The organism is Nitrincola lacisaponensis (genome assembly GCF_000691225.1).
GTDB lineage: Bacteria > Pseudomonadota > Gammaproteobacteria > Pseudomonadales > Balneatricaceae > Nitrincola > Nitrincola lacisaponensis.
The window spans coordinates 526706-540244 of record NZ_JMSZ01000016.1; the positions used below are offsets into that span (position 1 = coordinate 526706).

The window sequence follows — 13539 nt, forward strand, 5'->3', positions numbered from 1 at the left end:
TTGTTTTTTGATCGTCCGGAGTCCGGAGAACGCGCCATACTGGTGCATATAGATCTGGCATCTGAAGCGGAAGCTGAAGATCCCAGAGAGTTGGAAGAGCTGGCCCTGTCGGCGGGTGCTGATCCGATCTGCTTTATGCAGGGTAGTCGTTCAGACCCTAGCCCACGTTTTTTTCTGGGTAAGGGTAAGGTCGAAGAACTGGCTGAGCTGGTGCGCATGCATGAAGCTGAGCTGGTCATCTTCAACCACTCACTAAGCCCTGCTCAGGAACGCAATATCGAGCGTGAAATCAAATGCCGTGTATTGGACCGAACGGGTCTGATACTGGATATTTTTGCTCAGCGTGCACGTACACACGAGGGTAAACTGCAAGTTGAGCTGGCTCAGCTTGAGCACATGTCTACCCGTCTGGTGCGCGGCTGGACTCACCTTGAACGCCAGAAGGGCGGTATTGGTCTCAGAGGTCCGGGTGAAACCCAGCTGGAAACAGACCGGCGTCTGTTGCGAGCGCGCATCAAGGCGATCCTGAAGCGTCTGGAAAAAGTGCGTCGTCAGCGTGATCAGGGGCGCCGTGCTCGTGTACGGGCGGAAATTCCTACCGTGTCCCTGGTGGGTTACACTAACGCAGGTAAATCGACGTTGTTTAACAGTCTGACCTCCGCCAATGTGTATGCGGCGGATCAGTTGTTCGCTACGCTGGACCCGACGTTGCGCAAAGTGCAGTTGCCGGATGCCGGCCCCATGATTCTTGCGGATACGGTTGGTTTTATCCGTCATTTACCACACAAGCTGGTCGAGGCATTTCGGGCGACGTTGCAGGAAACTGCTGAAGCCGATCTGCTGTTGCACGTCATTGACTGTCATGATGAAGAACGTGATGCCCATATTGAGCAAGTCAATGATGTTTTGCATGAGATAGGTGCAGATGACAGACCGGTATTGCTGGTCTATAACAAGATTGACCTGTTACCGGATTTTGCACCGCGTGTAGATCGTGATGAAGACGGTATGCCGGTGCGTGTCTGGCTGTCGGCTCAGCGTGGTGAGGGCACTGATTTACTGTTGGCTGCAGTAAATGAACGTTTGTCTGGTTCCATGTTTGAAGATACCCTGCATCTGAGTCCGGCAGAAGGCCAGTTCCGTTCCATGCTTTATGCGCGTGATGCGGTACTGGATGAACGGATTGATGAAGATGGGCGTATCAGTCTCAAGGTGCGGCTGCAGCTGAAGGACTTTCGTCAATTGCTGAGTCGGCTACAGATTCCGGCGGAACGTTATCTGTCTGTCGTGGTCGATAATGAATAGCGGTTGCATCCATGTGCCGCGCCTCATAAAATTTCACCCTTAAATTTTTGATGTTTCATAACGGAGAACACTATGGCCTGGAATGAGCCTGGCGGGAATGGCAAGAACCATGACCCCTGGAGCGGCGGCGGTGACAGGAATCCCGGCGGTGGTAAACGCAATGGCGGTGGCAATAATGATCAGGGTCCACCCGACCTTGATGAAGCGCTGCAGAAGTTGCAAGACCGTCTGAACGGACTGTTCGGCGGTAAAAAAGGTGGCTCGGGTTCCGGTTCCGGTGGTGGTGCCGGTGGTAAAGGCGGTAGTTTTACCCTGGTAGGTATTGCTGCAGTACTGGCGCTGGTTGTCTGGGCAGGTATGGGTTTCTATACCGTTGACCAGCAGGAGCGTGGTGTCGTGTTGCGTCTGGGTAAATTCCACAGTGTGGTGAACCCGGGTCTGCAATGGAATCCGCCGCTGATTGATGAAGTAAATAAGGTGAACGTGACACGTGTCCGTATTCATGATCACCGTGCGTTGATGCTGACAGAAGACGAGAACATCGTTGATGTTGATATCAGTGTGCAGTACGTTGCTGAAAATCCTGAGCTGTTCATGCTGCGAGTTCGCAGTCCCGAGGAGAGTCTGGCACAGGCTGCTGAATCAGCACTGCGTCAGGTTGTCGGTGGTTCAGACATGAATTCAATCCTGACCGAAGGTCGTCAGGTGATGGCTATCTCCGTTCAGGAGCGTTTGCAGCGCCACATGGATACCTATGAAACAGGTATTCGTATTTCGGGTGTCAACGTTCGTAATGCCCAGGCGCCCAGCCAGGTTCAGGATGCGTTCGATGATGTAATCAAGGCGCGAGAGGATGAGCAGCGTTCCAAGAACGAAGCTGAAGCCTACGCGAACAGCGTCGTCCCTGAGGCACGTGGTGTGGCCCAGCGTATGCTGGAAGAGGCCAGTGCTTATCGTGAAGAGGTTGTCGCCAGAGCGAACGGTGAAACTCAGCGCTTTTTGGCACTGTTAACTGAATATCGCCAGTCGCCTGATGTGATGCGTGAACGTCTGTACATCGACACCATGCAGAGCGTTATGACAAACAATCCGAAAGTGCTGATGGATATGGAGAATGGTGGCAATAATGTCATGTTCCTGCCGTTGGATAAACTGATGGATCAGCAGCGTGGCAGCGGTTCTTCTGCCCGTGGCAGTAGCAGCAGTGCCGATCTGAATCTGCGTCAGTTGAATGACCAGATTACTGAGCAGGCGCGTAGTCGACAAGCCGGCAGTCTGAGGGAGGGTCGATAAGATGAAATCCAATTCAGTATTTGTGCTGGTTGTAGCGTTGATTGCTGTATGGCTGGTGTCCGAGTCGGTTTATATCGTCAAGGAAACCGAGCGTGCTGTGAAACTGCGCTTCGGTGAAATCGTTGAGCCGGATATCGAACCGGGTCTGCATTTCAAGATTCCGTTTGTGAATACAGTGCGTAAATTTGAAGCGCGTCTGATTACCATGGACTCACGTCCACAGGCGTTCCTGACGCTGGAAGCCAAGCGTTTGATTGTTGACTCTTTCATCAAATGGCGTGTCAAGGATGTGGAGCGTTACTATACGGCCACTTCCGGTGATGAAAACCGGGCGAACAGTCTGTTGTCCAGTCGTATTGAAACCAACCTGCGTAACCAGTTTGGTGAGCGTACCCTGAATCAGGTAGTCTCTGGTGAGCGTGAAGAGTTGATGGAGCAGGTTAACCGTGCGCTGAGTCAGGTTGCGGAACGTGAACTGGGTATCGAGATTGTTGATATCCGTATCAAGCGTATCGACTTGCCAACAGAGGTGTCTGCCTCTGTATATGATCGTATGCGTTCTGAGCGTTTGCGTCTGGCGCGTGAGTTACGTGCACGTGGTCTGGAGTTGGCCGAGGGTATTCGTGCAGATGCTGATCGTCAGCGTACTGTTATCACGGCGAATGCATTCAGCACGGCTGAAATCATTCGAGGTGAGGGGGATGCTGAAGCAGCCAATATCTATGCCAATGCTTTCAGTCAGGACGCGGAGTTTTACGCTTTTGTGCGTAGTCTGAACGCATATCGTGAATCCTTCAGTGGCCAGGGTGATATTCTGGTGCTGGAGCCGAACAGCGAATTCTTCCGCTATTTGCAGAACCCTTCAATTCGCTAAGCGAGTCAAACAAAAGCGGGTGCCATTGGCGCCCGCTTTTATGTTAGAATGGATCAACCGGGTCATTGCCCGGTTTTTTTATGTACAGGACGCAGGGTATGCCGCAGGTTCAGTGTTGCGGCGATGACGTGAGGAATGATGCATGGCATTGGCAGATAGATGGTTGCTGCCTGAAGGTATAAAAGAGCTGCTGCCGCCCCAGGCCCGTCAGGCCGAGTTGATGCGCAGACGCTTACTGGATTTGTACAACACCTGGGGTTATGAATTGGTCATGCCGCCTCTGGTTGAGCATCTGGAATCCTTGCTTACTGGTACAGGTCGTGATCTGGACTTGAATACGTTTAAAATCACCGATCGTATCAGTGGTCATGCGTTGGGCATTCGTGCGGATATTACGCCACAGGTAGCGCGTATTGATGCCCATCGATTGCGTACCGAGGGTGCCAGTCGTTTGTGTTACTGTGGCTCTATTGTACATACGCATCCTGCACACATGCTGGCAAGCCGCAATCCGCTGCAGGCCGGCGCAGAGCTTTATGGTCACGCCGGGCTGGACAGTGATGTTGAAGTCATTGCGTTGATGCTGGAAACCCTTCATCTGGCGGGTGTGAACGAATCGCTGACACTGGATCTTGGGCATGTTGGTCCCTTCCGGGCGCTGGTGCGCCAGGCTGGCTTGACTCAGGAGCAGAAAGATCAGTTCATCGAGTTGTTACAGCGTAAGGCGATGCCTGAAATTGAGGCTTTTATTGCTACCTTATCGCTGGATGATGCCCTGCATCAGCAACTGGCCATGTTGCCGCGACTGCATGGAACACTGGATGTTTTGGGCCGCGCCCGTGAGTGTTTCACGCATCCTGATGCATGTCAGGCCGTAGAATATTTGATGCAACTGGCTGAACGGGTGCAACAGCGCTATCCTGAAGTACGCTGTTATGTCGATCTGGCTGAGTTGCGTGGTTATCACTACCACACGGGTGTGGTATTTGCCGCCTATACACCCAGTTATGGACAAGCGCTGGCCAAGGGCGGGCGTTATGATGAAATTGGTCAGGACTTTGGCCGCGCACGTCCGGCGACAGGATTCAGTACGGATCTGAGTACGCTGATTGATCTGTCCGGTCTCACGGCGCAGTCTGAACCGGCTGTACTGGCGCCGGCAGTGCCTGAGGACACCTCATTACAGCAGGCAGTACGCGATCTGCGACAGCAGGGCGTGCGTGTGATTCAGATGCTGGAGGGGCTGCCTGTACCGGACAGCTGTGATCGTCAGTTGCAAAAACAGGGTGATGAGTGGCAGATCAAGCCGCTTTGATTCATTAACATAGTATGAGCACATGAGACAGCAATGGGTAAAAACGTCGTTGTTCTGGGCACCCAGTGGGGTGATGAAGGAAAAGGTAAAATCGTTGATCTGCTGACTGAGAAGATTGCGGCGGTAGTACGTTTTCAAGGGGGTCACAACGCGGGTCATACGCTGGTGATCGATGGCAAAAAAACCGTTTTACACCTGATCCCGTCCGGGATTTTGAGGGAAAACGTGCTGTGCCTGATCGGTAATGGCGTGGTGTTATCACCGGAAGCTTTGCTGAAAGAGATTGCTGGTCTGGAAGCGACCGGTGTGCCTGTCAGTCAGCGCCTGCGTCTGAGTCCTGCTTGCCCGCTGATCCTGCCGTCTCATGTGGCGCTGGATCAGGCTCGCGAACTGGCACGTGGTGATTCCAAAATCGGTACTACCGGTCGTGGTATCGGACCTGCATACGAAGATAAGGTCGCACGCCGTGGCTTGCGTCTGGGTGATATTCGTGACGCAGAAGGCTTTGCTGCCAAGCTGAAAGAGGTGCTGAAATACCACAATTTCATGCTGGAGCAGTACTATGGCGTAGCGCCTGTCGATTACGATCAGGTACTGGCTGAGTGTATGGCCATGGCGGACAAACTCTTGCCGATGATTGCTGATGTCACAGCGATTTTGCATGATCTGCGCCGTCAGGGTGCCAGTATCATGTTTGAAGGTGCGCAGGGCTCGCTGCTGGATATTGATCATGGCACCTATCCTTATGTGACCTCTTCAAACACCACGGCTGGTGGTACTTCAACCGGTAGTGGTTTTGGTCCCTTGTATCTGGATTATATCCTCGGTATCACCAAAGCTTACACCACCCGTGTGGGTGGGGGGCCTTTCCCGACAGAGCTTTCGTGTGATGTAGGTCGCCGTTTGGCAGAAAAAGGCCATGAGTTTGGTTCTACAACCGGTCGTGCACGTCGTTGCGGCTGGTTTGATGCAGTGGCGTTAAAGCATGCTATTGAGATCAACTCGGTTTCGGGTCTGTGTCTGACCAAGCTGGATGTGTTGGATGGTCTGGATCAGATCGGTATCTGTACCGGTTATGAGGATGCGGAAGGCAATCCGGTCTACTCGCTCAGTGGCAGTGAAGACTATGAGGCGATCACGCCTGTATATGAAATGATGCCGGGTTGGAGTGAGTCGACTGTGGGTGTGAAAAGCGTAGATGCTTTGCCTGCGAATGCGCGTGCTTACATCAAGCGCCTGGAAGAGCTGGTTGGAGCGCCGGTGGATATTATTTCCACAGGTCCAGACCGTAATGAGACCATTGTACTGCGAGATCCGTTCCACTGATTAGTGGGGCGGTATCCGCCACAAAAAAGGCCTGAACAGTTGTGCTGTTCAGGCCTTTTTTATACTCACGCAGATTCAGTCAGCTGTCTGGAGTGTTTTTACCAGCAGTTTGAACATCTTGGGATTGGCTGCCACCAGGCTGCCGGTTTTACGATGAGCGTTGCCGCCCTTGTAATCGCCAACCAGACCACCGGCTTCCTGAATCAGCAGCAAACCGGCTTCCATTTCCGCTTCACTCAGGTCAGCCTGAAAGAAGCCGTCCAGGCGGCCAGCTGCGGTGTAAGCCAGATTCAGTAATGCCGAGCCGCTGCTGAACAGGTGTGCACCGGCAGTTGTCAGACGGTATAGCTGTTTCTGGTGTTCAGCAAAAGCCAGTTCACGGTTGTTGCCTGACACAAATCCGCAGCCCAGTAGTGCCTGATGCAGTTGCTTGCTGCTGCTTACGCGCAGACGGCGACCATTCAGTTGAGCACCATTCCCGCGGCTGGCAGTGAACTCTTCACCTGTCACTGGATTAATCACGACGCAATGCTCGGTACGGCCATTGATGCGTCCGGTCAGGCTCAGTGCATATACTGGCAGCCCATTGGAAAAGTTAATCAGGCTGTCTACCGGGCTGATTTGCCAGTCACAAACCACAGGGCCTTCACCAGTGGCATTGTAGCGACCACTGAATGCGCCTTGCAGCGTGTGGTGAGGGTAAGCTTTCTGAATGGATTGAGCGATGGTACGCTCTACCTGAGAGCAGGTTTCGCTGATAAATTCAGCCGCACTGGACTGTTCAGATTTAATCAGGTCCAAACGTTCTGCCGCGCGGGCAATCTGTTCTCCGCCAAGGCGGGCAGCACGAAGTGCGATATTGACTATCGGTTGCATCAGGTTAAGCGTCCAAATTGTTCAAGAGCAAAAAGCCATTATACTGGAGTGGCGAGGGGTTATCTATGCATTTAGCCACTAACACTGTCTTGAAAGGTAGTGCGCGTCCGGCAATAACACATAGTGGCGGTATGCGCAAAATCGACGGTGTTGATTTCTCCAGTGTGTTTGAATACCTAGGTTTACATTCTCGCAAGGATTCCTGATAGGATTCAATTACTGTGTTGTGTGAGGACTGCAGGATGAATCCGTTCAGTGATGCAAAAGTGATCGATTCATGGTCAAAAAATGTGTCTCAATGGACGTCTGCTGTGCGGCTTGGACAGATTGAGACACGCCAGTGCGTCACGAATCAGGCGATTGTGGATGCTGTCCTGCAGCAGTCGCCCGAGTCGGTGATAGATATTGGTTGTGGAGAAGGGTGGCTGGTTCGGGCGTTGTCGCCGCATGCTGTGCAATTGTTGGGAGTAGATGCAGTGCCGTCTCTTGTAGAGCAGGCCCGAGCATTGGGTGGTGGTGAGTTTCGTGTGGCATCTTATGAGGCTATAGCACAAGGCGTTATTGATCGCCGGTTTGATGTGGCGGTCTGTAACTTCTCTCTTATCGGAAAGGAGTCGGTTGAACAGTTGATTGCCGCGACGCCCATGTTTCTCAAGCCTGACGGGGTGTTGATTGTACAGACACTTCACCCGTTGATGGCAGGTGGTGACTTGCCTTATTGCGATGGCTGGCGTGCGGGCTCCTGGGCCGGTTTTGATGCCAGTTTTATCGATCCGGCTCCCTGGTATTTCAGAACACTGAAAAACTGGTTTGCACTGCTGTCAGTCAATGGGCTCAGGGTAATCGATATTTCCGAACCGCTTGACCCAAAGACTCAGCAGCCTGCATCCATTATTTTTAGTGCAGTGTCAGCCGCTGGCAGTGAGGACGCTCCGTCATGAGTGAGCAGTTATATTATGATCGATCCATGGATGTGGATGTGTATCCTCATCTGAAACTGGCGCTTGAAATTCTTGATCCCGCATTGTCCCGGGTGGCAGTAGATGTTGGCTGTGGTGCCGGGCGCGATGCCTTGTTCTTGATTGAGCGGGGGTTCCATGTGTATGCATACGATAAAAGTGATGAGGCTATTGCGCGTTTGAGTGAGCAGGGGCGGGCACACCTCAATCAGAAGTTATTTCCTCAGGTGAGTCATTTTGAAGCGTTTGATTATCCTTCGGTATCGTTGGTAAGCGCCTGCTCGAGTTTGTTTTTTTGTCATCCGGCAGTATTTTCAAAGGCCTGGATGAATATCACCGAGTCACTGCTGGCAGGTGGTGTCTTTTGCGGTCACTTTATGGGTCCGAATGATTCCTGGGCAAGAATGGGACGTGGTGATCTAACCGTTCATTCGTTGGCTGAGTTGCAAGTGCTTTTACAACATGGGTTCCAGATCGTTGATTTGTATGAACATGATGCACCAGGGATGACACTGGTTGGGCGACAGAAACACTGGCATACCTACTCAGTCGTTGCGCAAAAAGTAGATTAAGCAGATCGGTATGACATCTGTTCTTGCGCTCGGTTTGGTTCTGATGGTCTATCCCAACACGTCCTCTTCCATCAGTAGCTCTGCACTTACGTAATGGTTATCTGGTATGATATTGGCCTTGTTTTTTGCCGGAAATGTTGAGCCATGTTGGACCAGATACGTATTGTCATGATTCATACCACCCATCCGGGCAATATCGGAGCCGTTGCCCGGGCCATGAAGAATATGGGGTTGGTGGATTTGTGTCTGGTGTCACCCAAACGTTTTCCCGATGAAGAGGCGGATGCGCGTGCCTCTGGAGCCACGGATTTACTGAGTTCGGCGCGAGTGGTGTCTTCCCTGGATGAGGCGTTGGAAGGCTGTCATCTGGTGGTGGGGACCAGTGCGCGTGGTCGTCATATACCCTGGCCAGTGATTAATCCTCGTCAAATGGCGGCTGTGGCATGTGAGTTGCGACCAGGTAAACGGATGGCCATTTTGTTTGGCCGTGAAGATCGGGGATTGACGAATGAAGAGTTGCATCGATGTCATCATCATGTCCATATTCCCACCAATCCGGATTTCAGTTCACTGAATGTGGCTGCTGCCGTGCAGGTGGTAGCGTATGAGTTGCGCATGGCGTTGATGGAGCAGCAGGCCGGGGATCAGCCTCAATGGGGTACTGACTGGGATATCGATCTGGCTGATGCGAGGGAAACCGAACTGCTGTTTGGGCATTTAGAGAAAACGCTGGTGGATGTCGAATTTCTTGATCCAAATAATCCTCGTCAATTGATGACGCGCTTGCGCCGGTTGTTTTTACGTGCGGTACCGGATCGCGTGGAAGTGAATGTATTACGTGGATTTCTCAGTGCCATTGATCGGGTGGTAGTACGAGCTGCACCTGACCGTGAAGTTGCAGAGAAGAGTTCAGAAGCGCTGGATGCGGCGCAGAAGGAGAGCGGAAATGTTTGAGCGTTTGCGAGAGGATGTACGTTCGGTATTTGATCGCGACCCCGCGGCGCGTAATTTTCTTGAGGTGCTGACCAATTATCCCGGCTTGCATGCAGTCTGGTGGCATCGCTTGGCACATGCGTTGTGGCAACGTAATTTCAAATGGCTGGCCCGACTGATTTCCAATTTTGCCCGCTGGATGACCGGAATCGAGATACACCCGGGGGCGCGTATTGGGCGGCGTTTCTTCATTGACCATGGCATGGGGGTGGTTATAGGCGAAACTGCTGAGGTGGGTGATGACGTCACCCTGTATCAGGGGGTGACGCTGGGAGGTACTACCTGGAACAAGGGTAAGCGCCATCCTACTCTGGAAAATAATGTCATTGTGGGTGCCGGGGCAAAAATTCTGGGGCCTTTTACTGTGGGGGCGGGTGCCAAAATAGGTTCTAACGCAGTCGTGACCAAAGCGGTACCTGCAGGTGCTACCGTGGTTGGAATTCCTGGTCGAATCGTGCGGCGCGCAGAAGAGGATGCCAGTGAAGAACAGCGGCGGCAGATGGCGGATAAGGTCGGCTTTGACGCCTATGGTGTGACCAATGAAGTGTCGGACCCCGTGGCCCATGCGATAGGTTGCATGCTGGATCATTTGCAGGCGATGGATAAGCGTATGGACAAAATGGGCAGTGTGCTCTGTGAACTGCGTCCTGAATACTGTGATGAGCAGTTGCCCGAGCTCAAGAAAGAGGATTTTGAGGGGGCTGTAGAAGAGGGTCTGAAATCTTCATGATGTCCTGATTTGTACAGTGATCTAAAATCTGAGTAAAATAGTAGGATATATAGTTGACTGAAACTGTTGGTTTTTGCATAATCCTTACGGAATGTAAGTCAAGTGAGGTGAATTATGCGGTTAACAACGAAAGGACGTTATGCAGTGACAGCCATGTTGGATCTGGCGCTGCATGAAGGTAAGGGGCCAATCAGTCTGGCAGATATTTCTGAGCGGCAGGGTATTTCACTGTCTTATCTGGAGCAGCTGTTTGCCAAGTTGAGACGTAATGACCTGGTGGCCAGTGTCAGAGGTCCCGGTGGCGGTTATCAGCTGAAGCGGTCACAGAGTGAAATTAATGTGGCTGAAGTCATAGATGCCGTGAATGAAAATGTTGATGCCACCGGCTGTAACAAGCGTGGTGACTGCCAGTCGGGTGAAGTCTGTCTGACGCATCACCTCTGGTGTGATCTGAGTGACCAGATCCATACGTTTTTGAATGGCATTACCCTGGCAGATCTGGTCGAGCGTAAAGATGTGCAGGCAGTCTCCCAGCGCCAGGATGGACGTCAGTCAGAACAGATGATTGCCAGTGATATTCGCATTGCCAGTGGATTGTAATCCGTCTGGCAGATCCTGAAACCAGTGTAGGTGTGATGAGAAAACCAATTTATCTGGACTATGCGGCATCAACCCCGGTTGACCCGCAGGTAGCTGAAAAAATGATGGCTTGCCTGACACTGGATGGGAATTTTGCCAATCCTGCGTCGCGCTCACACCTGTATGGCTGGAAAGCGGAAGAGGCGGTTGAAACAGCACGCCAACAGGTAGCGGAACTGATTCACGCAGACCCGCGTGAGATCGTCTGGACTTCAGGTGCAACGGAGTCCAACAATCTTGCGATCAAGGGGGCAGCGCATCAGTACCGGCGTAAAGGGCAGCATCTGATCAGTTCGGTAATCGAGCATAAAGCGGTTATCGATACGCTGAAACATCTGGAAACTGAAGGTTACGAAGTCACCTGGCTTAAGCCGGATGCGCAAGGGTTGATAGATCCACAGCAGGTTGCGGATGCGATACGTGACGATACCCTGCTGGTCAGTGTGATGCAGGTGAATAACGAGATCGGCACGATCAATGATATCGATGCTATCGGGCAAGTGTGTCGACAGCGAGGTGTGTTGTTGCATGTTGATGCTGCTCAGAGCCTGGGTAAATTGCCGATTGATGTACAGCAATTGCCTGTGGATCTGATGTCTTTTTCCGCACACAAGCTCTATGGCCCTAAGGGGGTCGGCGCACTGTATGTGCGTCAGCAGCCGCGTGTACGTCTGGAGGCTCAGATACATGGTGGTGGTCATGAGCGAGGAATGCGCTCCGGTACACTGGCGACACATCAGTTGGTGGGTATGGGAGAAGCAGCACGTTTGGCTTTCGAACAGCTGGCTGAAGAGTCCTCACGTATTCTGGGTTTGCGTAACCGGTTTTGGCAGGGGGTTCAGGATCTTCCAGGCGTCAAAGTACATGGATCCATGAGCCGGCGCGTTGCGGGTAACTTGAATGTTGGTGTGGCCGGTGTTGAGGGTGAGCTGTTGTTGATGGCGCTGAAAGATCTGGCCATCTCGACGGGGTCAGCCTGTACATCGGCCAGTGTTGAACCCAGCTATGTATTGAAAGCCATCGGGGTTCCGGATGCTCTTGCACATGCATCCTTGCGGATCAGCTTTGGTCGTTTTACCACTCAGGATGAGGTGGATTATGCCGTGTCGCATTTCCGGCAGGTGGTCAGTCAATTGGTCAGTATCACCGCCTGACCGCGGATAGAACAAGCAGAGGTAGGCTTATGTCTGAACAGGTTGAACAGTTAATCAAGAAAGAATATGCGGCGGGCTTTCATACCGATATTGAATCGGAAACCTTACCGCCAGGGTTGAATGAGGACGTGGTCCGTTTCATCTCTGCCAAGAAAAATGAGCCCGAGTGGATGCTCGAGTGGCGTTTGAAAGCCTACCGTGCCTGGCTGACGATGAAAGAGCCGGATTGGGCGCATGTGCACTACCCTGAAATCGATTTTCAGGCGGTGTCCTATTACTCTGCACCCAAGAGTCTGGCAGATCGCCCTAAAAGCCTCGATGAAGTCGATCCGGATCTGATCGAAACCTACAACAAGCTGGGTATCCCCCTGCATGAGCAGGAGATGTTGGCGGGTGTCGCGGTGGATGCGGTGTTCGACTCGGTATCCGTAGTGACAACCTTCCGTGGCAAGTTGGAAGAGGCAGGTGTTATTTTCTGTCCGATCAGCGAAGCGGTGCATAAGTATCCCGAGCTGGTGAAGAAATACATCGGTACCGTTGTACCTCAGCGGGACAATTACTATGCGGCACTGAATTCTGCAGTCTTCTCTGACGGCTCCTTTGTCTACATTCCCAAGGGTGTGCGTTGCCCGATGGAACTGTCGACTTACTTCCGTATCAATCAGATGAATACCGGACAGTTTGAGCGTACGCTGATTATCGCAGATGAAGGCTCTCACGTGAGCTATCTGGAAGGTTGTACCGCGCCGCAGCGCGATGAAAACCAGCTGCATGCGGCCGTTGTAGAACTGATTGCACTGGATAATGCCGAGATCAAGTACTCGACTGTACAGAACTGGTATCCCGGTGATGAAAATGGCAAGGGTGGTATTTACAACTTTGTTACCAAACGTGGTATTTGCCATACCCGCGCCAAAATTTCCTGGACGCAGGTAGAAACCGGATCGGCCGTTACCTGGAAGTACCCCAGCTGTATCCTCAAGGGTGATCACAGTATCGGTGAGTTTTATTCCGTGGCCCTGACCAATAATTGTCAGCAGGCAGACACTGGTACCAAGATGATTCACCTGGGTAAGCACACCAAGTCGACCATTATCTCCAAGGGTATTTCTGCAGGGCGCAGCCAGAATGCCTACCGTGGGCTGGTGCGTATGGGGCCGTCTGCGGCCGGTGCACGTAACTATACCCAGTGTGACTCCCTGTTGATCGGTGATCGTTGCGGTGCGCATACCTTCCCGTATATCGAGAGTGCTCATCCATCTGCGATAGTAGAGCATGAGGCAACAACCTCCAAGGTCAGTGATGATCAGATGTTTTTATGTCAGCAACGTGGTCTGGATGCAGAGAAGGCTGTGTCGATGATCGTCAATGGCTTCTGTCGGGAGGTGTTCAAGCAGTTACCGATGGAGTTCGCCGTTGAAGCGGGCAAGTTGCTTGAAGTGAGTCTCGAAGGGTCTGTCGGTTAACCGGTCGGTCCGCTGAATTTGCAAGCGTTGGAATCAA

13 protein-coding genes are annotated in these 13539 nt (G+C 52.3%); 12 read left to right on the plus strand and 1 reads right to left on the minus strand.

What is annotated here, in order from left to right; genetic code table 11:
* From hflX to ADINL_RS05840, 5 genes are all read left to right on the plus strand, one after another.
* A complete protein-coding gene (hflX, locus tag ADINL_RS05820; protein WP_036544794.1) occupies positions 1-1305 on the plus strand; it encodes a ribosome rescue GTPase HflX in 1305 nt (434 codons plus the stop codon).
* Between the two features lie 72 nt (positions 1306-1377).
* Positions 1378-2598 (plus strand): FtsH protease activity modulator HflK, encoded by a 1221-nt coding sequence (hflK, locus tag ADINL_RS05825; RefSeq protein ID WP_036544796.1) that lies wholly within the window; start codon positions 1378-1380, stop codon positions 2596-2598.
* A 1-nt stretch (position 2599) separates the two neighbouring features.
* Entirely contained in the window at positions 2600-3472 is an 873-nt protein-coding gene (gene hflC, locus ADINL_RS05830; protein ID WP_036544798.1) for a protease modulator HflC, read from the plus strand.
* Between the two features lie 142 nt (positions 3473-3614).
* A complete protein-coding gene (locus ADINL_RS05835) occupies positions 3615-4787 on the plus strand; it encodes an ATP phosphoribosyltransferase regulatory subunit (RefSeq protein WP_036544801.1) in 1173 nt (390 codons plus the stop codon).
* A gap of 33 nt (positions 4788-4820) precedes the next feature.
* The gene (locus tag ADINL_RS05840) at positions 4821-6113 is read left to right on the plus strand and encodes an adenylosuccinate synthase (protein WP_036544803.1); all 1293 of its coding nucleotides are present in this window, start codon (positions 4821-4823) and stop codon (positions 6111-6113) included.
* Positions 6114-6188: 75 nt separating this feature from the next.
* Here ADINL_RS05840 and ADINL_RS05845 read toward each other — a convergent pair whose 3' ends face one another.
* On the minus strand, positions 6189-6989 hold the full coding sequence (locus ADINL_RS05845) for an inositol monophosphatase family protein (protein ID WP_036544806.1): 801 nt from the start codon (positions 6987-6989) through the stop codon (positions 6189-6191).
* Between the two features lie 242 nt (positions 6990-7231).
* Between ADINL_RS05845 and ADINL_RS05850 the strand changes: the two genes are divergently transcribed.
* From ADINL_RS05850 to sufB, 7 genes are all read left to right on the plus strand, one after another.
* The gene (locus ADINL_RS05850) at positions 7232-7930 is read left to right on the plus strand and encodes a class I SAM-dependent methyltransferase (RefSeq protein ID WP_036544807.1); all 699 of its coding nucleotides are present in this window, start codon (positions 7232-7234) and stop codon (positions 7928-7930) included.
* Complete coding sequence (locus ADINL_RS05855; protein WP_036544809.1) at positions 7927-8520, plus strand: class I SAM-dependent methyltransferase; 594 nt, start codon at positions 7927-7929, stop codon at positions 8518-8520. The genes ADINL_RS05850 and ADINL_RS05855 overlap by 4 nt, the downstream gene beginning before the upstream one ends.
* 144 nt (positions 8521-8664) lie before the next feature.
* The gene (locus ADINL_RS05860) at positions 8665-9474 is read left to right on the plus strand and encodes an RNA methyltransferase (RefSeq protein ID WP_084154409.1); all 810 of its coding nucleotides are present in this window, start codon (positions 8665-8667) and stop codon (positions 9472-9474) included.
* Complete coding sequence (gene cysE / locus ADINL_RS05865; RefSeq protein ID WP_036544811.1) at positions 9467-10243, plus strand: serine O-acetyltransferase; 777 nt, start codon at positions 9467-9469, stop codon at positions 10241-10243. The genes ADINL_RS05860 and cysE overlap by 8 nt, the downstream gene beginning before the upstream one ends.
* Positions 10244-10357: 114 nt before the next feature.
* Complete coding sequence (gene iscR, locus ADINL_RS05870; RefSeq protein ID WP_036544813.1) at positions 10358-10843, plus strand: Fe-S cluster assembly transcriptional regulator IscR; 486 nt, start codon at positions 10358-10360, stop codon at positions 10841-10843.
* Positions 10844-10878: 35 nt separating this feature from the next.
* Positions 10879-12036: an IscS subfamily cysteine desulfurase gene (locus ADINL_RS05875; protein WP_051632595.1), complete on the plus strand. Its 1158-nt coding sequence runs from the start codon at positions 10879-10881 to the stop codon at positions 12034-12036.
* 29 nt (positions 12037-12065) lie between these two features.
* The gene (sufB, locus tag ADINL_RS05880; RefSeq protein ID WP_036544815.1) at positions 12066-13502 is read left to right on the plus strand and encodes a Fe-S cluster assembly protein SufB; all 1437 of its coding nucleotides are present in this window, start codon (positions 12066-12068) and stop codon (positions 13500-13502) included.
* Positions 13503-13539 lie beyond the last annotated feature (37 nt).